Here is a 21848-nt window from a genome sequence, read left to right as displayed (position 1 = left end):
GCCTGTCGCAGCGGTCGAAGCCGCTATCTGTGAGTCATGGTTTCGTCGTGAGGCAAGGGTACCTAATCCCGGCACCGTCGCAAAGACAGACGCTCAGTAGCCGGGGTGGGTTCCGTGCAGGCTGACCCGGGCCGGAGCACCCGGCTCGGCCACCGCAGCACCGGCCACCCAGGCGTGGATGCCTGCTGCCTCGGACAGTTCGATGGCCTTCGCCACCGACGACTCAGGCAGCACCAAGGCCATCCCGACACCCTGGTTCAAGGTTGCTTCGACATCGGCCAATGGCAGCTTGCCGACCTGCTGCACCAGCGAGAAGACCGCCGGTGGGGTCCAGGTCGAGCGATCCAGATCGATGCCGATCCCGTCCGGAATCACCCGGACCAGGTTGTTGGCCAGGCCACCGCCGGTGATGTGACTGATCGAGTGCACCTCGACGTGGCGGATCAGAGCCAGCAGTTCCTTGGCGTAGACCCGGGTCGGGGTGAGCAGTGCGTCGCCCAGACTGGTACCAAGTTCTTCCACCTCACGGTCCAGCTTCCAGCCGGCCTGATCGAGCAGGACGTGGCGGACCAGCGAGTATCCGTTGGAGTGCAGGCCGGATGCGGCCAGAGCCAGCACCACGTCGTCCGGACGGACTCGCTCGGCACCCAGGATGTCGTCGTACTCGACCACACCGGTGGTCGCTCCGGCCACGTCGAAGTCCTCGGGGTCCATCAGGCCGGGGTGTTCGGCGGTCTCACCGCCCAGCAGGGCAGCACCGGCCGCGGTGCACGCCGCGGCGATGCCGCCGACGATGGCCGCGATCCGCTCGGGGTGGACCTTGCCGCAGGCGATGTAGTCGGTGACGAACAGCGGCTCAGCGCCGGTGACCACCAGGTCGTCCACCAGCATGCCGATCAGGTCGTAGCCGATGGTGTCGTAGACTCCCATGGCCCGGGCGATGGCCACCTTGGTGCCGACGCCGTCGGTCGAAGTGGCCAGCACCGGACGCCGATAGCCGGCCAGGGCGGACGCATCGAAGAAGCCGGCGAAACCACCCAGCCCGCCGAGCACTTCGGGACGGTGGCTGGCAGCCACCGAAGCCTTCATCAGTTCCACGGCACGCTCGCCGGCGGCGATGTCTACTCCCGCCGCGGCATAGGCGTTCTCAGCAGCCAAACTTCTGCTCCAATCCCATCTGCTCGGCCCGGTCGGCCGGGATCGGCACCGGGTAGTTGCCGTCGAAACAGGCTCGGCACAGCCGACGTCCGGATACCCCGGTGGAGGCAGTCAGGCCCTCTAGCGAGATGTAGCCCAGCGAATCGGCGCCGATCGAGCGGCAGATCTCGTCGGTGCTCAGCCCGGGCGCGATCAGCTCGGCCCGAGTGGCGAAGTCGATGCCGTAGAAGCACGGCCATTGCACGGGCGGTGAGGAGATCCGGACGTGCACCTCGGCCGCTCCGGCCTCACGCAGCATCTTGACCAGCGCCCGCTGGGTGTTGCCGCGGACGATCGAGTCGTCCACCACGACCAGCCGCTTGCCCTCGATCACGTCCCGGATCGGGTTCAGCTTGAGCCGGATGCCGAGCTGGCGGATGGTCTGGGACGGCTGAATGAACGTCCGCCCCACATAGGAGTTCTTGACCAGGCCCAGCCCGAACGGGATCCCGGACGCCTCCGCGTAGCCGATCGCCGATGGGGTGCCGGACTCCGGAGTCGGGATCACCAGGTCGGCGTCGGCCGGGCACTCCAGGGCCAACGTCCGTCCGATCTCGACCCGGGCGGCGTGCACCCGACGCCCCGAGATCAGGGTGTCCGGCCTGGCCAGATAGACATACTCGAACAGGCAGCCCTTGGGATCGGCCTCAGCGAAGCGGGTGCTGTTCAGCCCGGCCTCGTCGATCCAGATCAGCTCGCCAGGCTCCACTTCGCGGATCAGGGTGGCCCCGATGATGTCCAGGGCCGCGGTCTCACTGGCCACCACCCACCCGTGCTCCAGGCGTCCGAGCACCAGCGGATGGATGCCCTGCGGGTCGCGGGCCGCGAACAGGGTCTTCTCGTTGCTGAAGACCAGGCAGAACGCCCCGTCCAGCCGGGGCAGCACCTGCATGGCCGCCGAGCGCAGGCCGTCCCCGGAGTAGACCGAGAGCAGTGCGGAGACCAGAGCGGTGTCGGAGGTGGAGTCCATCCGGTTCTTGCGGGGGACGTCCGACTCGGCGATCTTGCCGGCCAGCCAGGTCTCCAGCTCATCAGTGTTGGTCAGGTTGCCGTTGTGAGCCAGGGCCATTCCGCCGGTCTCGGTGCCGCGGAAGGTCGGCTGGGCATTGCTCCACGTGCTCGCACCGGTGGTGGAGTAACGGCAGTGCCCCACGGCCAGATGGCCCTTGAGGGAGTTGAGGGTGGCTTCGTTGAAGACCTGGGAGACCAGGCCCATGTCCTTGAAGACCATGATCCGCTCACCGTTGCTGACCGCCATGCCGGCAGACTCCTGGCCGCGGTGCTGCAGGGCATAGAGCCCGAAATAGGTGAGTTTGGCGACGTCCTCGCCAGGGGCCCACACGCCGAAGACGCCACAGGCGTCCCTCGGACCGGGCTCGTCGGAAAAGTCGTCACCCGGGCTCAGCACGCCACAACCTTACTGGCGAGCCGAGCCCGGGTGCGACCAAGCTCACTTCACCAGGCGAAGGGCGAAGGGGTACTTGTAGGTCTTGCCGCTGTTGGCTGCGATCGCGCCCTGGATCTGGAAGATCAGGCCGACAACCCACACCAGGAACGGAAGGAAGAACAGCAAGCCGAAGCTCACGGCCACCAGGATGTAGGAGATCACGTAGCCGATGATCAGCGTGATGTTGAAGTTCAGCGCCTCGACGGCGTGATCCTTCACGAACTTGTCCTGCTCGCCCTTGGTCAGCCAAATGATCAGCGGGCCGATGAAGCTGATCAAAATGCTCAGCCAGTGCGCCATCGACGCGAAAGTCGTGTCGCCGGCCGCCGGAGCGGAACCACCGAAGCTGGGCTGCGTGTACGGAGGGGGCACCGAGGAGTCCGGTGCTTGCGGGGCGACCGGGTCGCCGATATTGAAGTCCGGGGTCTGGTCGGCGCCGGGTTCGCCGTTGGACGGTGTCTGCGTCATGTGCACAAGATAGCGCTGTAATGCCCCGCACGGATATGGATTCGATTTGGCAGTTTGTGCGGGTCGAAACTCACTCTCAGATGGCGTCGAGTAGGCATTTCTTGGCATCGGCAATGCCGGGCTAATGGACGTCTCCACGGCCGGCTGATAGAGATGCATTTCCCCTCATCAGATGCTGAATTGAGCCGGTGGGCAGTGCTGCTGCCAGGCTCCCCCTCCGGACAGCACCCACCATTTCCCCCGAGGGCTCCGGCCCTGCGCGTAGCCTGTGCGCGTGTCCAGCGAACAGTTGATCGTCCGCCGTCCCTTCGACGCCAGTGAGTACGGCGTGCTGAGCGCAGCCGCCCCGTCCGACGTCATCGCCGCTGCCGCCCGCGGTCGCGCCGCCCAGCCGGCCTGGGCAGCCCTTCCGGTGCGGGAACGGGCTCGGGTGTTGAGCCGGCTGGCCGAGGTGATCCTGGCCAACCGCGACCGGGTCCTGGACACCATTCAGGACGAGACCGGCAAGTCGCGACTGAGCGCCTTCGAAGAGGTGCTGGACGCCGCCCGCGCCGTCCGAGTGTTCGCCCGACAAGCACCGGGACTGCTGCGTCCGACCCGGAGAGCCGGCGCCATTCCGGTCCTGACCAAGACCGTCGAGCATCACGTCCCGCTCGGCCTGGTCGGAATCATCAACCCGTGGAACTACCCGTTCAACCTGCCGGCCTCGGACGCCGCGCAGGCCCTGCTGGCCGGCAACGCCGTGATCCTCAAGCCTGACTCCCAGACTCCGCACTGCGGCCTGCTGCTGGCTGAGCTGCTCGCCGACGCCGGCCTGCCGGACGGGCTGTTCCAGGTGGTCACCGGAGCCGGCTCGGTGCTCGGTCCGGCCCTAGTCGAGGCGGTCGACTTCTTGATGTTCACCGGTTCCACGGCCACCGGGAAGGTGCTGGCTCATGCCTGTGCCGAGCGGCTGATCGGCTTCTCTGCCGAATTGGGTGGCAAGAACCCGCTGCTGGTCCTGGCCGATGCGAACGTGCCCGCCGCCGTGGCCGGCACCGTCCGTGGCGCCTTCGCGAACACCGGCCAGGTGTGCGTGGGAATCGAGCGGGTCTACGTGGTCGCCGAGGTGTGGGACGCCTTCGTGGCCGGCCTGGTCGCGGCCGTCGGAGAGCTTCGGATCGGGGCTGGGCACGACTGGAGCATCGATGTCGGCTCGCTGTCCTCGGCCAAGCAGCTGGCCACGATCAGCGCCCACGTGGACGATGCCGTGGCCAAGGGCGCCACCGTGTTGGCCGGCGGGCGGGCTCGTCCGGACCTCGGCCCCTACTTCTACGAGCCCACCGTGCTGACCGATGTCACCGAAGAAATGACGCTGTGCCGGGACGAGACCTTCGGGCCGGTGGTCTCGCTGTACCGGGTGGCGGACGAGGCCGAGGCCATCGCCCGGGCCAACGACTCGGTCTACGGCCTGAACGCTTCGGTCTGGTCGGCCCGACGCGGCGAGGCGGTGGCCGCCCAGCTGCGGGCCGGCACCGTCAACGTCAACGAGAGTTACGCCGCAGCCTGGGGTTCGCACGCCGCTCCCATGGGCGGGTTCGGCGAGTCCGGGATGGGCCGACGGCACGGAAGCCAGGGGCTGCTGAAGTACACCGAGGCGCAGAGTGTGGCCGTCCAGCGGCTGCACCCGATCGCTCCGCCGCGCGGGTTCACCAACCAGCGCTACGCCGACCTGATGACCAAGGCCATCGCCCTGCTGAACAAGGTGAACTGATGAAGCTGGCCGGCGCGACGCTGCTGATCACCGGCGGCGGCAGTGGCCTGGGCCGCCAGCTGGCTCGGCAGAGCGTGGCTCGCGGGGCGAAGGTCGTGCTCTGGGATCGCAACGGTGCCGCCGCCGAGCAGGTGGCCGGCGAGCTCGGGGCGTCCGCACGGTGGGCGCAGGTGGATGTCACAGACACCGCCGCGGTGGGCGCGGCAGCGTCCGAGGCCGGTGCGGTGGACGTCCTGATCAACTGCGCCGGGGTGGTCACCGGCAAGCCGTTGCTCGAGGCGTCCGAGGGCGAGATCCGGCGGACGTTCGAGGTGAACACCCTGGCCGGCTACTGGACGACTCGCGCCCTTCTGCCCGGGATGCTGGAGCGTCACTCGGGACTGGTGGTGACCATCGCCAGCGCGGCCGGACTGGTCGGAGTGGCTCGGCAGACCGACTACGCGGCCAGCAAGTGGGCGGCCATCGGCTTCACCGAGTCGCTGCGCGGCGAGCTGGCCGGTACCGGAGTGGGCACCCTGATCGTGGCCCCGTTCTACATCGACACCGGCATGTTCGACGGAGTGAAGACCCGGTTCCCGGTGCTGCTGCCGATCCTCAAAGAGGCCGCGGCCGCCGGCAAGATCCTGGACGCCATCGAGCGCGGACGCCAGCAGCTGATCATGCCGCCGATGGTGCGCACTGTCCCCTGGCTACGAGTTCTGCCCGTCCGCGCGTTCGACGCCGTGGCCAACTTCTTCGGGATCAACCACTCGATGGACGAGTTCCGCGGCCGCCAGAGCTGAGCTCGGGCCAGCCGTCCCCGACTCGCGCGCTCGCGCCGCGCGCCCGTCCGACTCGACCCGCCCCCGTTCCCGTCCCCCGCTCCCCCGTCCGCCCGTCCGACTCGACCCCGCCCCCGTCCGCCCTCCTTCACGGTTCCCGCTACCGAAAGCAACTCCCGCTACCGGAATCTCGGCAGCAAGCGTTGCACTCGGTAGCGCGAACTGGTGTGGGGACGGCGACGAACCGGGTGAGGACGACCACGAACCGAGGTGGTGACGGACACGCGTCCGCTCCCCCGTCCGCCCTCCTCCACGGTTCCCGCTACCGAACGGAACTCCCGCTACCGGAAACTCGGCAGCAAACGTTGCACTCGGTAGCGCGAGCTGGTGTGGGGACGGCGACGAAGAACCCGAGTGAGGATGGACCCGGGACTGTTCCGGAAGGGCCTGTGGACGGGCGAGCTAAGCCCCGTTCGCGTCCGCCCTCCTTCACGGTTCCCGCTACCGAAAGCAACTCCCGCTACCGGAAGATCGGGAGCAAACGTTGCACTCGGTAGCGCGAACTGGTGTGGGGACGGGGACGAGTAGAAGTCGGCCAGAACGAGAAGTCGGACGGCGCTAGAAGTCGGTGCCGGTCAGGCGGCGGTAGGCCTCGAGGTAGCGGTCGCGAGTGGCGGCGACCACGGCGTCCGGGAGCGCCGGCGGCGGGGTGTCGGACGCACGGTCCCAGCCCGACTCCTTGGCCAGCCAGTCGCGGACGTACTGCTTGTCGAAGCTGGGCAGGCTGCGTCCGGGCTGCCACAGGGCCGCATCCCAGAAGCGGGACGAGTCGGGAGTGAGCACCTCGTCGGCCAGCACTAGGGTGCCGTCCGGCCGCAGCCCGAACTCGAACTTGGTGTCGGCCAGGATGATCCCCCGCTCGGCGGCCAGCTCGGCGGCCCGGGAATAGATGGCCAGCGTGGCGTCGCGGAGGCGTGCGGCCAGCTCGGCGCCGTGGAGTTCGACGATGGTGGCGAAGTCGACATTCTCGTCGTGCTCCCCCAGCGGCGCCTTGATGGCCGGGGTGAAGATCGGCGCGGGCAGTTTCGAACCGTCCACCAGCCCGGGCGGCAGAGGCACTCCGCAGACCGAGCCGGACGCCTGGTACTCCACCCAGCCGGAGCCGGTCAGGTAGCCGCGGGCCACGCATTCGACCGGAACCATGTCCAGCCGCTCGACGATCACCGCGCGACGGGCGACCTCGTCCGGCACCTCGGTGGAGACCACGTGGTTGGCGATCAGATCGCGCAGCTGGTCGAACCACCACAGCGACAGCTGGGTGAGAATCGCACCCTTGTCCGGGATCTCGGTGGAAAGCACGTAGTCGTAGGCCGAAATCGCGTCGGTGGCGACCATCAGGATCTGGTCGTCGCCCCAGTGATAGAGCCGCCGGACCTTGCCGGAGTGGAACGGAGTGTCGAGCACCCGGTCAGCCTAACGGGCCGGGCCGGACGCATGCCCGACTCTCATCACGGCACCGATGCGGTTCTCGCCGAGCGAGGCGCGGACGCCGCCGCGGCCTGAGCCCGATAGCCTTGAGCCGCCGCCAGTAATGCCGATCCGGAGGTTTCATGACCGCGTCCGCCGCGTTCGTTCTGACTAGCTTCGGGGGCGGCAATGCGCTGTCGCCGTTCCGCGCCAAGGCCGTCCTCCAGCGGCTGCAGGGGGCCAGCAGGGCGATCACCGCTGTCAGCGCCCGGTACGTGCATTGGGTGGCCAGCGACGCAGCCCTCGATCGGGAGACCACTCAGACCGTGGCCACGCTGTTGCGCTACGGTCCGGCCGAGGGCCCGGCCGCCGAGGGCAGCAGGACCGCGATCGTGGTGGTGGCACCGCGACTCGGCACGTTGTCGCCATGGGCGTCCAAGGCCACCGACATCGCCCACAACTGCGGGGTTGCAGTACGCCGGGTCGAGCGCGTGATCGAGTACTCCCTGGCCTGCACCCGCGCCCTGCGCTCCGACGAGTGGGAGGCCGCGGCCGCTCTGCTGCACGACCGGATGACCGAGTCGGCCTTCGCCGACGTCGAGGATTCGGCGGTGCTGTTCAACGAGCGCGAAGCCGAGCCCATGGCGCACGTGGACGTCCTGGGCGCCGGCCGGGACGCGATCGCCGAAGCCAACGTCACCTTCGGTCTGGCGCTGAGCGACCACGAGATCGACTACCTGGTCACCGCGTTCACCGAGCTCAAGCGCAATCCCACCGACGTCGAGCTCATGATGTTCGCCCAGGCGAACTCCGAGCACTGCCGACACAAGATCTTCAACGCCGACTTCGTGATCGACGGCACCCCGGCCGAGCACACCTTGTTCGGCATGATCCGCCACACCGAGAAGGTCAACGGGGCCGGCACCGTAGTCGCCTACCGCGACAACGCCTCGGTGATGGCCGGCGGCGTGATCAGCCGCTGGGCCCCCGAAGCCGCGGACGGGCCGAGCAGCTACGTCCATCGCGACGACGAAGTGCATGTGCTGATGAAGGTGGAGACCCACAACCACCCGACCGCGATCAGCCCCTTCCCGGGCGCGGCCACCGGTTCCGGCGGCGAGATCCGCGACGAGGGCGCCACCGGACGCGGCTCGGCCCCGAAGGCCGGCCTGACCGGCTTCGCGGTCTCGAACCTGCACCTGCCCGGCACCAACGAGCCGTGGGAGGCCGACGACTTCGGCGCCCCGGAGCACATCGCCTCGCCGCTGGAGATCATGACCGCCGGCCCGCTGGGCGCGGCGGCGTTCAACAACGAGTTCGGACGTCCGGGCCTGGGCGGCTTCTTCCGGGTCTACGAGCAGACCGTGGCCGGGGTGCGCCGCGGCTACCACAAGCCGATCATGAGCGCTGGCGGCCTGGGCGCCATCAGCGCTAGCCAGACCGAGAAGATCAGCTACCCGGCCGGGTCACTGCTGATCCAGATCGGCGGTCCGGGGATGCGGATCGGCATGGGCGGTGGCGCGGCCTCGTCCATGGCGGCCGGAGCCAATGCCGCCGAACTCGACTTCGACTCGGTGCAGCGCGGCAATCCGGAGATTCAGCGGCGCTGCCAGGAAGTGATCAATCACTGCTGGAGCGCAGGCGAGGACAACCCGATCCTGTCGATCCACGATGTCGGCGCCGGCGGACTGTCGAACGCCTTCCCCGAGCTGGTGGACGGGGCCGGCCTGGGCGCCCGCTTCGACCTGACCGCGGTGCCGCTGGAGGAGTCCGGCCTGGCCCCCAAGGAGATCTGGAGCAACGAGAGCCAGGAGCGCTACGTGCTGGCCATCGCCCCGGAGTCGCTGGAGCGGTTCGCCGCGCTGTGCACCCGGGAGCGCTGCCCGTTCGCCGTGGTCGGGGTGGCTCGCGACGACGGCCAGCTGGTGTTGGCACCGTCGGCTGAGGACGCCGAGGACGATGACCGTCCGATCGACATGCCCATGGAGGTGCTGCTCGGACGTCCGCCGAAGATGACCCGCGACGTGCGCCGGGTCTCCTGGACGTCCCCGGCGCTTGAGCTGGACGGCGTCGATCTGCGGGCGGCCGCCTATGCGGTGCTGCGGCACCCGAGCGTGGCGTCCAAGCGCTTCCTGATCACCATCGGCGACCGCTCGGTGGGCGGGCTGAACCACCGCGACCAGATGGCCGGGCCCTGGCAGGTGCCGGTGTCCGACGTGGCCGTGACGCTGTCGGACTACACCGGCCTGGCCGGTCAGGCCATGGCCTCGGGCGAGCGGATGCCGCTGGCTGCAGTGAACGCCCCGGCTTCGGGACGGATGGCGGTCGGCGAGGCACTGACCAACCTGCTGGCCGCTCCGGTGGAGCTGTCCACGGTGAAGCTGTCGGCCAACTGGATGGCCGCCTGCGGTGAGGACGGCGAGGACGCCGCCCTGTACGACACCGTGGCCGCCGTTGCCCTCGAGTTGTGCCCGGCACTAGGGATTTCGATTCCGGTCGGCAAGGATTCGCTGTCGATGCGGACTCGCTGGACCGACGCCGACGGCACTGCCAAGCAGGTCACCTCGCCGGTGTCGCTGGTGGTCTCGGCGTTCGCCTCGCTGCCTTCGGTCGCCGGCACCTGGACCCCGGTGCTGGGCGAGGATTCCGCGCTGGTGCTGGTCGATCTGGGGGCCGGGGCCAACCGGCTCGGCGGCTCGATGCTGGCCCAGGTCAGCGGCCAGTTCGGCGATGTCGTTCCCGATCTGGACGACCCGTCCCGGCTGGTGGCGCTGGCTGCGGCGCTGACCGAGCTGCGGGCGTCCGGCCTGGTGCAGGCCTACCACGACCGTTCGGACGGCGGCCTGTGGGCCGCGGTCTGCGAAATGGGCTTCGCGAGTGCGTCCGGCTTGCTGGTGGACGTGCCCAGCGTCGAGGCGCTGTTCGCCGAGGAGCTCGGTGTGGTGCTCGGCATCGCGCCCGAGAACGAAGCTGCCGTGCTGGCGATCTTGGCAAAGCATGGCCTGGGCGAGCTCAGCTCGCTGGTCGGCTGCACGCTGCCCGGACGCCGGGTGCGGGTGGACGTGGCCGGCGAGGTGCTGCTGGACGAGGACCTGCGCGACCTGGCCCAGGCTTGGGACGAGGTGTCCTGGCGGATCGCCGCCCTGCGCGACAACCCCGAATGCGCCGACGCCGAACATGCCGCTTTCGGCGCGGACGTCCCCGGCTTGGTGGTGGCGCCGAGCTTCGACCCGACCCACGACATCGCCGCGCCGTACATCTCGACCGGGGCGCGGCCGAAGGTGGCGATCCTGCGTGAGCAGGGCGTGAACAGCCACGTCGAGACCGCGCATGCCTTCGCCGCGGCCGGTTTCGACGCGATCGACGTGCACATGACCGACCTGCAGGCCGGACGTTTCGACCTGGCCGACGTGGTCGGCCTGGTAGCCGGCGGCGGTTTCTCCTACGGCGACACCCTGGGCGCCGGCGAGGGCTGGGCCCGCTCCGTGCTGTTCAACCCGGCCCTGACGGAGGCTTTCGCGACGTTCTTCAACCGTCCGGACACCTTCGGACTGGGCATCTGCAATGGCTGCCAGATGTTCGCCGCGCTGGCCGATCTGATTCCCGGCGCTGCGGCGTGGCCGATGTTCACCCGCAACCGCTCCGAGCAGTTCGAGGGACGGCTGGTCCAGGTCGAGGTGGCAGCGAGCCCGTCCATCTTCTTCGCCGGAATGGCCGGCAGCCGGATTCCGGTGGCGGTGGCCCACGGCGAAGGCTTCGCCGACTTCTCCGTCCGCGGCGATGCGGGCCAGGTGCATCGCGCGCTGGCCTTCGTCGGCCCCGACGGCAAGCCCACCGAGGCCTACCCGTACAACCCGAACGGCTCCCCGGCCGGCCTGACCGGCGTCACGACCCCGGACGGCCGCTTCACGGCCCTGATGCCGCACCCCGAGCGCGTCGCCCGCAACGCCCAGCTCTCCTGGACGTCCGCTCCCGTGGACGAGCCCAGCCCCTGGCTTCGGATGTTCCGCAACGCGCGCGTCTGGATCGGCTGACCGGCTGGCCGCGCCCAGCTCGGATAGCTGAGCCTGTCGAGGCCTGTTAGCTAGCCCGATCAGAATCGATCACGTCACGAGGCGGTGTGATCGGTGGCCCAGATGGTGCGCTCCGCATCGCTGACCATCATCTCGTCGAAGCCCGGCATGGCGAATCCGGCACATCCGACCCGAAGGCAACCTACGGTTGACCCGAGGAGGACGGATGAACCAGAGGACACTCATCGCGCGACTGTCTGCCGTGTGGATCGCGGCCGTGATGGTAGCGATGACCGCCGGCTGCAGTCTCGGACAGGGCTCCTGCGCGGCCCCGCGCGCCGAGATGCCGAGCACAGCAGCGGCAGGCACGACCGTCACCGTCAGGCTGTTCGAGCTGTGGACGTCCTGCGCCGACCAAGGCCAAGGGGCATCGACGCCCATGAGCAAAGTGGAGGTCCGCGGCGTATCGACCAAGGATCCGAAGATTATCTTGACAAGCGCCGTTGCCGATGTGGGCAAGGATGCCTCGGCGGTCGTCACTCTCTCGCTGCCCACGGACGCGTCCGGCACCTTGACTGTTCAGGTCGGAGATCAGACGGTCGGGCAACTCACGATCACGAGAAGCTAGCCCGCCAGCTGAGGCTCGGTCCAGATCGCTGAGCCTGTCGAAGGCAGCGCACGCCTTACGGCTGAGTGCGGACCGCCTCGATGGGCGACGGTGCGTCCGAGCTGGCGTCTGCCGAGCGTCCACGACGAGCCGAAGGAAGTCGTAGCCCAGCCACAATCCCGGTCGCGGCGCACGAGCCGTGGACCGCCAGGCGGTACCAGAACTCTGTTGCGGACTCCGGGACCGCGGCACCGGTCCAGATCATCACCAGCAAGGCGGCGTGCGCGGCCAACGCGAGCCACCCGAGAATCGTCGGCTTCGCCGCTCGAACGATGATCACAACCAGGGCTGCAAGGGCAACGACCGTCGCAACCATCACGCCAAGCATGATGGCGATTGAGACGAACGCCATCCGGCCACTGTCGTACTGGTCGAGCCAGTCCGTCTCCGGCCGATCCAGGAGGCTGCGGGCGGCCCGGTACTCGAGGGCGAGAGCGCCCGCGAGGACCGCGTTCGCGGCAATGAGGACGAACCCCATCGGGCTGGGCAGGTGTCGACGCACGTGCCGACTCTAGTCGGGGCCGAGCGGCTTGCGGAGGTTGAGTTGCCGCTTGCTGATAGTGAAGCCCATCCGTGTGTAAAAGGCATGGGCACCCTCTCGGGTCTCGCCGGTGGCGAGCCGAATGGCGTAGCAGCCCTGCGCACGGCCCCATTCCTCGATGGCCGTCATCAAGGCTGCCCCTACACCTCGTCGTTGGCAGTCGCTCCGTACAGCAACGCCAAGCACATTGAGCATCGGCGGTGAGTAGAGGAGCCGGTAGACCTCTCCGTGGCAGTACCCGACGACCTCACCGGAACTCACTCCGACCACCACGACGTCGCGCGGGCTCTTCAGTGCCCTGGCCAAGGCGTCCGTCGCGTCAGATAGCTCGAACGCATAGCCCAGTTCTCGAGCGTTCAACGCACAGATAGCGGCCGCGTCGTCGATGCTCGCCAGCCGTACAACGGTCGACACACCACAAGGCTATCCACCCCTCGCGGGGACGTCCGCTCATGCCGCACTCGGGCTGTGCCGACCGGCTCACAACGCTCAGGCTGGGACGTACGTCAGCCTCAGGACGCCATCGCCGACCTCGTCGTGGGCGATCAGCCGAAGCGGCGGACGGGGGCCGGCGAAGTACGGTGTGCCGGAGCCGATCACGACCGGGTGCAGGTAGATCTGGTACTCATCGATCAGGCCGAGGTCGGTGAGGCTCCGGGCCAGGGTCGGGCCGGCCACTTCGATCGAGCCGTCGAGGTCGGCCTTCAGCTTCGCGATGGAGTCCGCGAGATCGTCCGCCACCAGCTGGGCGTTGGGGCCGACCGAGGTCAGCGTGTGCGAGACCACCCACTTCGGCATGGCGCGCCAGGCCTCGGCGAAGGCGCGCTCGTCGTCGTCCCAGTCGGGCTGCTCGTCGTCCCAGTAGCGCATGATCTCGTACATGCGGCGCCCGTAGACCGCCCCGGCGCGCTGCTGAGTCTGCTCGACGAAGTGGCGAAACAGCGTCGGGCCCGGCCCGAACCGGTCGTGGTCGACGTAGCCATCCAGGGACTGGTTCATCCCGAACACGATCGTGGCCATCTCCGCCTCCTCGCTGACGACAGTTCGAGCAGACAGCATCGGACACGCGATGTCCAGGGCATGGCAAGGATTGCCACCTGGGTTGACCTTCACGCGACGTGAAGGTTTTCACTGGATCGTGGAGGTGGTCCAGATGGCCCAGAATGAGATCGAGATCGTGGTGAGCCGACTGAAGAGCGCCCTGGAGGCGGAGTCGGCGTCCACCCGACTGCAGACCGCGATGGCGGCTGGGCTGCGTCCGGCCGACCACTACATCGATCCGCTGGTCGAGCGATTCACCATCGAGCCGGACTTCTTCGTCCGCGACATGCTCACCTGGGCGCTCATCCAGCACGACCGGACGCGCACCCTCGGGCGGGTTCTGCCCGAGCTCACCTCGGTGTTCCCGCAGGCCCGCGCCCAGGCGCTGCACACGCTGTCCAAGCTGGGCGACCAGCGCGCATGGCCGGCGATCACCGCTGAACTCCTGCACGACGCCGAGGACGAGGTGGCCCGGACGGCCTGGCGCACGGCAGCCAACCTGGTGCCCGAGGCCGAGGCGTCCGCGCTTGCCAAGGAGCTGTCCAGCGAGTTCGGACGGGGCGACTACACGACCCAGCGCAGCCTGAGCCGCGCTTTGGCCGCACTCGGGGACGCGGCCACGCCGGTGATCGAGCGGGCCAGGCGGGGCCGGCGTGCGGCCGTCCGAGCTCACGCGATCGCCACCGAGCAGCTGATCAGGAACCCCGATCTCGGCTTCGATGTCGCGATCGCCGCCGCCGAGCGGATCGTCGCCCTGCGCGGGGCGCCGCTGGTGGAGGACGTCGAGCAGTAGGACCCTCGCTTGGGGTCGTCAGGAGGCTGATGGCCCCAAGCGAGTCTCGGGAGACTCGGCAGGGCGAGGCTCCTTCAACTCGACGAAGATCGTGTGGGTCGGAGTCTCGCCGATGTTCGTGCCCGAGTGCTCTTGGGCGTCCAGCCAGCGGGCTTCGGACGCCGCCAACTCCACCTCGAGCTCGCTGGCACCCGACCGTAGTCGGCGTCGGAAGCCGCTCAGCGTCACCATCACGCTGTCGGGGTGTGAGTGCGGCCGGGTGGCATCACCCGGGCTGTCGAGATACTCCAGGACCCGCACCCGGTCGTTCTCGAAGAGCAGGTGGTACAGGTCGGGATTGGTGGTGATCGGGTCGGCCATGGCACTCCCCTCGGCGCCGGAGGCACCTTGTTGGGAGCAATGTGTCACTGGTGCGGGCCGCTCGACTAGAGCGCAAAGGTGCTAGCGAACCGGGTGATCGCTAGATCGCACTCCGGTGGCGCGACACTCCTCGTCCGCGACACCGCGGCCTGAGATACTCCGGTGGTGGCTGAAGAGTGGTACCGAACCGCCGACTGGTCGCCGGCAGCACAGGAGGACTTCGAACGTCGCCTCGCCCGCGCACGATCGTGGAGCCGCTCCCAGTACCTCAAGATCAAGGCGTTGGGACTCCCTCCGGAGCACCGAGCCGATGCACAACGCCTGTGGCAGCGCGCAATCGACTGCGCCGAGTTCGAAATCGACAGGTGGCATTCCATCGAGTGCCTGGCGGCATCCCTGAAGGAAGAGGACCCTGCGCGCGCCGAGGCGCTCTTTCGGCAGCTCATTCACGAGGACCCAGACCTCAACGGCACATCCGGCATGGCCCATATCGATCTCGCGGAGTTGCTGCTGGCAACACCCGGCGAGAGTGCCCTGGCCGAAGCCCGCGCGTTACTGAATGCGTGGTGGGCCGAGCAGCGTTCACCCTTCCCGGCAAGCCGTTACCGCTACTTCGTCTGTCGACTGAAGTTGGCGATCGCGAGCGGCGATCATCTGGCCGCCAGAGATTTGGCTGCCCAGGCCCTCGAAGCGGCCGGAGCCCAATCACCCTTCGCTCGTCACCGCAATGTCGGGCTAGCTCATGCTGAGGCCGATGAACTCCAGTGGCTGGAAGGCTGGGTCAACCCGGCGTGAAACGTCGCCCGAGGGTCTCGAAGCCACAGCTCTAGTCGCCGGATTGCGGACTCGCATCGACTTGTCCTCACGCCGTGGCTCGTCAGCCACCAATGGGAAGGTCGACTGACCGACCACGGACTGTCCGCACGACTCGGCATACTCAGTGCCATGACCGCTCGTCCGGAGCTGGGCCTGCTTCGCCTTGTGGCGCAGCGGCTGGTCGGTCCGCGCCTGGACGACGCCGTCGAGGTCGTCCGGCACCTCGGCGCGGTGCAGGCCCAGGATCTCCCTGGTGCACTCACCTCGATAGGTCTGCGGTTCGCGGGCGGGAGCCGAGCGGGGGTGGAGGCTGCGCTGGCTTCGGGGCAGGTTGTGCGGTCGTGGCCGATGCGCGGCACCCTGCACCTAGTGCCCGCCGAGGACCTGGGTTGGATCCTGTCGCTGACCACAGCTCGCATGCTGGCCGGGGCGGACAAGCGGCGCACCGACTTGGGCATCACCGAAGCGGTGATCGGACGCGCCGCCGACATCGCCCTGGCCGAGCTGACCGGCGGGACGCAGCTGACCCGCAAGGAGCTGTTCGCGTGCTGGGCAGCCGAGGGCCTGCTGCTCCAACCTCAGACCGGCATTCACCTGCTCGGACGACTCTGCCAGGAGGCCACCTTGGTGCTGGGGCCGATGCGGGGCAGCGAGCAGCTGGTTGCCAGCTATGCCGACTGGGTGCCTTCCCCCAAAGCCCTGGCCCGGGATGAAGCTCTCGCCGAACTGGCTCGACGCTTCCTGCTCAGCCACGGTCCCGCGACCGTCGCTGACTTGGCTCGATGGGCTTCGCTCACCCTGACCGACTCTCGGGCCGGAGTCGCCTCGATCCGTGAGGAACTCACGTCGGTTCAGCTCGACGGGGTTGAGTACCTCATGGATCCAGCGCTGCCCGATCTGCTCGCCCAGCACCGCCGCGATGCGCTGCGCCTGCGACTACTCCCCGGCTTCGACGAGTACCTGCTCGGCTACGCCGATCGCAGCTTCGCAGTACCTCCGGCGTTCGCCGACCAGATCGTCCCAGGGAACAACGGCATGTTCCGACCCACGATCGTCAAGGCTGGACGGGTGGTCGGCACCTGGAAGCGCGGCGGCACCAAAGCCAAACCGCGAGTCGAGGCCCAGCCCTTCGCCGACCTCGGCAAGGCCGATCAGGCCAGCATCGAGCGTGCCTTCGCCGAGTTGGGCTCACCATGCCGGGCCACGCCAGGCCCGAGAAGACCGGCCACCCCCGCCGCCGAACCGCCACAGTCCGCGAGGCACCCAGCTCCCCCGCCACGAAATCAGCCGGCTGACCGCCAAAGTTGTCGTTATCGAGGCGGTGTAGACGCACCGTCCGCACTCGAACGCCAATGTTGTCGTTGTGAGGCCCTCAAACCGGCCTCATAACGACAACATTGGCGGTCAGGCGGCGGCGCAGCTCCGGCAGTGCCCTGATGACGACAAGATCGGCGGTCGGAGCGTCGAGCCCCGCGAAGCCGGGTCCGGTGGCGCCCTATCGCCGGCCCGAGCTCAGTGGCTGGCCGCCGCTGCTCGTTCGGTCAGGGCCCGAGTCAGTTGATCAAGGTCAACCTCAAGCCGGCCGGTCGGTGGCATGCCCAGTTCCAGGTCGCGCAGATAGCTCTCGTCGATACCCCGCAGCTCCCCGGACGCCCGGAACGCCTCCGCACTGAGTCGCCGCCGGAGCTCAATCGGATCAGTGAGCACCGAAGACGCCGCGGCAACCGTGATCCCGCCGATGGCCAGCTCCCAGTGTTCGGCATGGCCGGGACGGTTGCGATGGGGAGCGGCATCCGGTGCGAGCTCCAGGTCCGGCTCCGTCGAGAACACCAAGGCCAGGGCACCCGCCCCCACACTGCCGGGCAGACCGGCGTCGGCGGCAGCGATCAGCTCCTCGGTCAGCTGCCGCATCGTGAGGTAGTCACCTCCGGGGGCCAGAGCGTGCAGCCTCACCGGCGCCTCCAGGTCCACCGGCTCGCCGGCTGCTGCGCTCTCGTCCGCAACCACCTCGTACACCGGCCCAGCACCAGCGATCACGAGCCGCGTGAGATAGCGCGAAGCGAGTTCCCCGGACGGTGTCGCCACCTCGGCGTAGCCGGCCTCGTCCATCGCGCTCCGCAGTGCCTGCAGCACGCGTCCGCGGTGGCGCAACAGTGCCAGCTGCTCGGGATGCTCGATCAGTTCGAGCGCCCCGGAAGGACCCTCGGCTACCTGTTCGACGCTCCCCTCGCCCGCCAGCGGATACAGCGCCTTGGCCAACACCGCCCACTCGCCGACGATCAGGGACGGGGTGCCCGTGCGCGAGAAGCCGATCTCGGCTCGCACCGAGACGACGTCGCCCTCGTCGACCAAGCGCCGGAAGTCGGCAATCTCATCGACCGCCAGGCTGGACGGCTCCAGGAGCAGCTGGATCTCCGCCCCGTCGCCGGCGAGATCCGCGAAGACGAGTTGTCCGTGGTTCCGGATGGCTCGGACGCGGCCGGCCACCTCCACCGAGCTGCCGACGGACGCCTCGGGAAGACGGGCGATCGAGATCGTCCCCGGACGGGCCTCCGGACGGTAGGGCGGGACGGCCCGGCGAGCCAGTTCGTCCAGATGAGCCTGACGCGCCCGCACCTGTTCGGACTGCCGATCGAGGCCCGCCTCGACCACCTGAGGAGGCTCCGCCGCGAGCTCCCGCACAGCGGCCAGTTCATCAGCACTGAGCTCACGCTCGACGGTCGGCCGGGTGATCCGCAGACGCGGCAGGAAGCCCTCGGCCGAGCCCAGCGCGATCAGGATCTGCGGCAGGCCGACCCGGTCGTCGTAGCACAGGAACCGCGGCTGCCATCGCGGGTTGTACTGCCGGTTCGAGCGGTACAGCCGACCGAGCTGCCAGAAGCGGTCCAGCACGCCCAGGAACGACGAGTTGAGCCGGACGAACGCATTCGCGCCGAACTCGTCCGCATCGCTGTAGACCCGGCGGAACATGCAGAAGTTCAACGAGACCCAGCGGACGCCCAGCGCCGGCGCCGCCGCCATCAGCTCGCTGATCATCAGCTCCGTGACGCCGTGCGGGGCGGACGGGCTGCGCCGCATCATGTCCAGCGAGAGCCCATTGGGACCCCACGGCACGAACGAGAGCAGGCCTTGCAGATTGCCGTCCGCGTCGTACGCCTGGACGAACAGAATCCGCGTGTCGGCCGGATCGGCGAAGCGGTTCAGCGCCATCGAGAAGCCGCGTTCGGTGTCCCCGTGACGCCACTTCTCGCCCACCTCCTGCAGCCGCGCCAGTTCCTCTTGTGACAGATCGGCCTGATAGGCGTACCGGACCTCCAGCCCCGCCCGCCGCGCATGCTGTGCCGCACTGCGCACCGCGGCCATGGCCTTGCCCTCGGTGGTGAACGACTGCGCGTCCAGGACGGCCTCGTCACCCAGGGCGAGCACCCGCAGACCTTGCTGCGCATAACTGCGAGCACCCTCGGTGGATGCCGCCAGGACCGCCGGGATCCAGCCGTAGTGGACGGCGTCGTCCTTCCATGCGCGGATGGCGGCCGGCCAGGACTCCGGACGTCCGATCGGATCGCCGGAGGCGATCGACACTCCGGAGTAGACGCCGTAGGCCACCACGGCCCGCCCGTCCGGAGAGAACACCGAGGACTTGTCCCGGCGGGTGGCGAAGTAGGCCAGCGAGTCGCCGGCACCGAAGTCGCGAATCAGCCGTCGGATGTCGATCTCCCGCTGAGCTGACCATCGGGTCACGTCCCTGGCGTAGCGGAGAAAGGCGGTCACGGTGACGAGCAAAGTGATGGTCAGCAGGGCCGAGGTGACGGTCGGCACCCACGACGGCACTAGGGCGAGCACACCGTGAGTGGGTCGCCCTCGCTCGCCGAGGGCTCGGCTGAGGACCAGGAAGAACAGTCGTGGCGACTCGGCCTCGCGGGCCGGGACGACAGCCGAGATCATCGCCGCGGTCGCGCCCAGGGTGATCCCCAGACCGACCACCGCCGCGGTGATGGCACGCCACCACGAGCCCGGACGCACTCGTCCGACGAAGGCGGGCCGGATCTTCCACAGCAGGACCAGGATGATCGCTCCCAATGGCAGCGAGGCGACGTCCAGCCAAGCGACCAGAAGATGCTCTTGCCGCCAGGCATGCAGCACCGGGTCGACCGGCCAGGACACCAGCACGGCCAGTCCGAGGTACATCCCGAGAACCTGGCAGACGGCAACCGCGATCAGGCCGACCCGCTTGCGCCCGAGCAGTGCCCGCGAGATCAGGGCCAGGAGCGCAACCGAAGCGATCGAGCGGGACAGCGGGATGTTGAACAAGGTGACGACCAGTTCGGGCCAGTTCGGCTGCGGACTGCCCCAATGCCCGAGTAGCCAGGTGACGAGGGCTACAGCCGTCGACAGCGCGTACACAGCGGTGAGAATCCGCGCTCCTCGATCGGCGAACGACCCTGACGTTGTCGGTGCCGACATGACCTGCCCCTCTGGATGGCTCCGACGACCGAGGCTACTAGGACGCCTGAAAGGCCTCGCTAGAATTGGCGAGGTTCCGCCCGTTCCGGCGGGAAAAAGGACCGTGGACATGTTCCAGCTGACTGGAAACTTCATCCTGATCGCCAGCACCATCCTCGCGATCGCCCTGCCGATCCTCGCCGCCGTGCTGTGGTCGCGAAAACCCCCGGCCAGCGGCGGTCGGCCGGTGGCCGTGCTGAAGTTCCTCGGACGGATCGGGCTCATCCTGGTTGCACAGGTGACCGCGATGGCTGCGTTGTTCTTCTACGTGAACGACCAGTACGGCTTCTACGCCTCGTGGTCTGACCTGCTCGGCCTTGGCCACGACACTCCGGCACGCATCGTTCAGGTCAATGAGCTGCATCCCGGCACCGGCAAGCTGGAAGTGCTCAACGTCCATGCAAAGTCGGGAGTCAGTGCCGACACTCTGGTCTGGCTCCCGCCGGGCTATGACGCCAGTGGCAGTACCCGCTACCCCGTCGTCATGTTCTTGCCGGGGCAGCCGTCTCATCCGCAGAACCTGTTCAACGAGTACGACTTCGGCGACGTGGCGAGCCAGGCGATCGCCGCCGGGACCGTCCGGCCGTTCGTCGGGGTGTTCCCGCCGATCATGATCGCCCCACCCCGAGACACCGAGTGCGTCGACGTCCCCCATGGGCCTCAGGCTCAGACGTGGCTGACCTCGGACGTCCCGGCGGCCGTACAGGCGAAGTACCGGGTGGAGCCGCCCGGCAAACACTGGTCACTGATGGGGTGGAGCACCGGCGCACTGTGCGCCGCGAAGCTGACCCTGGGCCATCCGACGGAGTTCGCCGCAGCGGTCAGTCTCGCTGGCGAGTTCGACACCTACCTCGACAACACCACCGGGGACCTGTTCGGCAGCAACACGCAGCTGCGCAATGAGAACTCGGCCACGTGGCTGTATCACCAGTACGGAATGCGCGGGACCAAGCTCCTGATGATCTCGAGCAAGCAGGACGAGTGGGCGTGGATCGCCACCGAGAAGATGGCCCAGGTCACCCGCGGAGATCCCGCGGTCAGCTTGATCACCTTCCCCGCCGGCGGCCACAACTTTCACGTCTACAAGCCCTACATCAGCACGGCTCTGGACTGGCTGGATAGGGCTGGCTCGCTCGGATGAGGCACCGGCCCAGATCGGTCTACCGTGCGATGTTCGCCGCCGCGCTGACGGTTGCGCTGGCTGCGGTGGTGCTCCAGCTCCGCACCGATGCCCTCCGGGCGGAGGTGATCACGCCCGTCCCGAGGCCGGCGCCGGCCCTGGCTCGCGCCGCTGCACCGGTGGCGCCTGAACCGTCGGCTGCGACACCGACGGCTCCCTTGCCCCCGCTGCATGTGGTGGGTCTGGGCGACTCGGTCATGGCCGGCACCGCCTGCAACTGCCGCACGATCCTGTCGCGCTTCGCACAGTCCCTGGCCCAGCGCGAGGGACGCACTGTCACCGACGTCAATCTGGGAGTGGCCGGCTACACGACCCAGGACGTCCTGAGCCAGCTGACCGATGATCCGGGCACCCGCCAGGACGTCCAGAAGGCCGACATCGTGATCATGATCATTGGCGCGAACGACCTGAAGGATGACTTCGACGCCTGGCTCCACGGTGGCTGCAACAGCGCGTGCTATCAGCCCGATGTCACCGCCATGCAGGACCGCCTGGTGTCGATCATCCGACAGACGCAGGCGCTGCGGGCTGGGCAGCCCACCACAATCCTGGTCGACAACTACTGGAACGTCTTCGCCGATGGGGATGTCGCGCGCGCCCAAGGTGGCCAACGGCAACTCGACTGGAGCGTTGCGGTCACCACCGCGGTGAACAGCGCCATCGCGCAGGCCTCAGCGCAAAGCGGGGCTCGCACCGTAGACCTCGTCCACGTCTTCAAAGGCAGCGGCGACGAGGATCCCACCTCCTTGCTGGCCGACGACGGGGACCACCCCAACGCGGCGGGCGTGCAAGCGATCGTCGCCGCGAACCTTGCCGCGCTCGGTTGACCGGCGCCCGGACT

Annotated in this window: 17 protein-coding genes and 1 pseudogene; 9 read left to right on the top strand and 9 right to left on the bottom strand. The window is 68.4% G+C overall.

Going from position 1 to position 21848, the window contains the following annotated elements; translation table 11 throughout:
• Positions 1 to 93 precede the first annotated feature (93 nt).
• The 3 genes from purM to ATK74_RS01305 are packed head-to-tail and all read right to left on the bottom strand — an operon-like array spanning position 94 to position 3112.
• The gene (gene purM, locus ATK74_RS01315) at positions 94 to 1158 is read right to left on the bottom strand and encodes a phosphoribosylformylglycinamidine cyclo-ligase (RefSeq protein ID WP_098459352.1); all 1065 of its coding nucleotides are present in this window, start codon (positions 1156 to 1158) and stop codon (positions 94 to 96) included.
• Positions 1148 to 2605 (bottom strand): amidophosphoribosyltransferase, encoded by a 1458-nt coding sequence (gene purF / locus ATK74_RS01310; protein ID WP_098459351.1) that lies wholly within the window; start codon positions 2603 to 2605, stop codon positions 1148 to 1150. The genes purM and purF overlap by 11 nt, the downstream gene beginning before the upstream one ends.
• 42 nt (positions 2606 to 2647) lie before the next feature.
• On the bottom strand, positions 2648 to 3112 hold the full coding sequence (locus ATK74_RS01305) for a DUF4870 domain-containing protein (protein WP_098461863.1): 465 nt from the start codon (positions 3110 to 3112) through the stop codon (positions 2648 to 2650).
• Between the two features lie 274 nt (positions 3113 to 3386).
• Between ATK74_RS01305 and ATK74_RS01300 the strand changes: the two genes are divergently transcribed.
• Positions 3387 to 4865, top strand: coding sequence for a succinic semialdehyde dehydrogenase (locus tag ATK74_RS01300; RefSeq protein WP_211283246.1), 1479 nt, complete (start codon positions 3387 to 3389; stop codon positions 4863 to 4865).
• Positions 4865 to 5647: an SDR family oxidoreductase gene (locus ATK74_RS01295; protein ID WP_098459349.1), complete on the top strand. Its 783-nt coding sequence runs from the start codon at positions 4865 to 4867 to the stop codon at positions 5645 to 5647. The genes ATK74_RS01300 and ATK74_RS01295 overlap by 1 nt, the downstream gene beginning before the upstream one ends.
• A 609-nt stretch (positions 5648 to 6256) precedes the next feature.
• On the opposite strand, the pseudogene ATK74_RS01290 reads toward ATK74_RS01295, so the two are convergent.
• Positions 6257 to 7090: pseudogene (locus ATK74_RS01290) on the bottom strand (phosphoribosylaminoimidazolesuccinocarboxamide synthase); the annotation flags it as partial.
• Positions 7091 to 7236: 146 nt separating this feature from the next.
• Here ATK74_RS01290 and purL point away from each other — a divergent pair.
• A complete protein-coding gene (purL, locus tag ATK74_RS01285; protein WP_098459347.1) occupies positions 7237 to 11127 on the top strand; it encodes a phosphoribosylformylglycinamidine synthase in 3891 nt (1296 codons plus the stop codon).
• A 205-nt stretch (positions 11128 to 11332) separates the two neighbouring features.
• Positions 11333 to 11734 carry a hypothetical protein gene (locus ATK74_RS01280; protein WP_098459346.1) on the top strand — a complete coding sequence of 134 codons (402 nt, stop codon included), beginning with the start codon at positions 11333 to 11335 and terminating at the stop codon, positions 11732 to 11734.
• 55 nt (positions 11735 to 11789) lie between these two features.
• Here the strand turns inward: ATK74_RS01280 and ATK74_RS01275 are convergent, their stop codons facing one another.
• From ATK74_RS01275 to ATK74_RS01265, 3 genes are all read right to left on the bottom strand, one after another.
• Positions 11790 to 12251, bottom strand: a complete 462-nt coding sequence (locus tag ATK74_RS01275) for a hypothetical protein (protein ID WP_098459345.1) — start codon at positions 12249 to 12251, stop codon at positions 11790 to 11792.
• A gap of 33 nt (positions 12252 to 12284) precedes the next feature.
• Positions 12285 to 12728, bottom strand: coding sequence for a GNAT family N-acetyltransferase (locus tag ATK74_RS01270; RefSeq protein ID WP_098459344.1), 444 nt, complete (start codon positions 12726 to 12728; stop codon positions 12285 to 12287).
• A gap of 75 nt (positions 12729 to 12803) precedes the next feature.
• Positions 12804 to 13334, bottom strand: coding sequence for a dihydrofolate reductase family protein (locus tag ATK74_RS01265; RefSeq protein WP_098459343.1), 531 nt, complete (start codon positions 13332 to 13334; stop codon positions 12804 to 12806).
• Between the two features lie 133 nt (positions 13335 to 13467).
• Between ATK74_RS01265 and ATK74_RS01260 the strand changes: the two genes are divergently transcribed.
• Positions 13468 to 14148: a HEAT repeat domain-containing protein gene (locus ATK74_RS01260; RefSeq protein WP_098461862.1), complete on the top strand. Its 681-nt coding sequence runs from the start codon at positions 13468 to 13470 to the stop codon at positions 14146 to 14148.
• Positions 14149 to 14166: 18 nt separating this feature from the next.
• Here the strand turns inward: ATK74_RS01260 and ATK74_RS01255 are convergent, their stop codons facing one another.
• A complete protein-coding gene (locus ATK74_RS01255) occupies positions 14167 to 14508 on the bottom strand; it encodes a cupin domain-containing protein (protein WP_098459342.1) in 342 nt (113 codons plus the stop codon).
• A gap of 165 nt (positions 14509 to 14673) precedes the next feature.
• On the opposite strand from ATK74_RS01255, the gene ATK74_RS01250 reads away from it, so the two are divergent.
• Together ATK74_RS01250 and ATK74_RS01245 are read left to right on the top strand one after the other, a co-directional pair.
• Entirely contained in the window at positions 14674 to 15303 is a 630-nt protein-coding gene (locus ATK74_RS01250) for a hypothetical protein (RefSeq protein ID WP_143483521.1), read from the top strand.
• A 150-nt stretch (positions 15304 to 15453) separates the two neighbouring features.
• Positions 15454 to 16713, top strand: coding sequence for a winged helix DNA-binding domain-containing protein (locus tag ATK74_RS01245; protein WP_098459340.1), 1260 nt, complete (start codon positions 15454 to 15456; stop codon positions 16711 to 16713).
• Between the two features lie 123 nt (positions 16714 to 16836).
• Here the strand turns inward: ATK74_RS01245 and ATK74_RS01240 are convergent, their stop codons facing one another.
• Complete coding sequence (locus ATK74_RS01240; RefSeq protein ID WP_169923680.1) at positions 16837 to 19788, bottom strand: phosphatidylglycerol lysyltransferase domain-containing protein; 2952 nt, start codon at positions 19786 to 19788, stop codon at positions 16837 to 16839.
• A 109-nt stretch (positions 19789 to 19897) separates the two neighbouring features.
• Here ATK74_RS01240 and ATK74_RS01235 point away from each other — a divergent pair, with 109 nt between their 5' ends.
• Positions 19898 to 20968, top strand: coding sequence for an alpha/beta hydrolase (locus tag ATK74_RS01235; protein WP_169923679.1), 1071 nt, complete (start codon positions 19898 to 19900; stop codon positions 20966 to 20968).
• A gap of 29 nt (positions 20969 to 20997) precedes the next feature.
• Positions 20998 to 21834, top strand: coding sequence for an SGNH/GDSL hydrolase family protein (locus ATK74_RS01230; RefSeq protein WP_169923678.1), 837 nt, complete (start codon positions 20998 to 21000; stop codon positions 21832 to 21834).
• Positions 21835 to 21848 lie beyond the last annotated feature (14 nt).

The organism is Propionicimonas paludicola, from assembly GCF_002563675.1.
GTDB classification, from domain to species: domain Bacteria; phylum Actinomycetota; class Actinomycetes; order Propionibacteriales; family Propionibacteriaceae; genus Propionicimonas; species Propionicimonas paludicola.
This window is presented reverse-complemented; position numbering and strand designations above follow the sequence as displayed.

Excerpts from the sequence above, each read along its gene's own strand:
- ATK74_RS01305 (WP_098461863.1), bottom strand. The coding sequence starts at position 3,112 with ATGACGCAGACACCGTCCAACGGCGAACCCGGCGCCGACCAGACCCCG.
- ATK74_RS01295 (WP_098459349.1), top strand. The coding sequence starts at position 4,865 with ATGAAGCTGGCCGGCGCGACGCTGCTGATCACCGGCGGCGGCAGTGGC.
- purL (WP_098459347.1), top strand. The coding sequence starts at position 7,237 with ATGACCGCGTCCGCCGCGTTCGTTCTGACTAGCTTCGGGGGCGGCAAT.
- ATK74_RS01280 (WP_098459346.1), top strand. The coding sequence starts at position 11,333 with ATGAACCAGAGGACACTCATCGCGCGACTGTCTGCCGTGTGGATCGCG.
- ATK74_RS01275 (WP_098459345.1), bottom strand. The coding sequence starts at position 12,251 with ATGGGGTTCGTCCTCATTGCCGCGAACGCGGTCCTCGCGGGCGCTCTC.
- ATK74_RS01265 (WP_098459343.1), bottom strand. The coding sequence starts at position 13,334 with ATGGCCACGATCGTGTTCGGGATGAACCAGTCCCTGGATGGCTACGTC.
- ATK74_RS01260 (WP_098461862.1), top strand. The coding sequence starts at position 13,468 with ATGGCCCAGAATGAGATCGAGATCGTGGTGAGCCGACTGAAGAGCGCC.
- ATK74_RS01255 (WP_098459342.1), bottom strand. The coding sequence starts at position 14,508 with ATGGCCGACCCGATCACCACCAATCCCGACCTGTACCACCTGCTCTTC.
- ATK74_RS01245 (WP_098459340.1), top strand. The coding sequence starts at position 15,454 with ATGACCGCTCGTCCGGAGCTGGGCCTGCTTCGCCTTGTGGCGCAGCGG.
- ATK74_RS01240 (WP_169923680.1), bottom strand. The coding sequence starts at position 19,788 with ATGTCGGCACCGACAACGTCAGGGTCGTTCGCCGATCGAGGAGCGCGG.
- ATK74_RS01235 (WP_169923679.1), top strand. The coding sequence starts at position 19,898 with ATGTTCCAGCTGACTGGAAACTTCATCCTGATCGCCAGCACCATCCTC.
- ATK74_RS01230 (WP_169923678.1), top strand. The coding sequence starts at position 20,998 with ATGTTCGCCGCCGCGCTGACGGTTGCGCTGGCTGCGGTGGTGCTCCAG.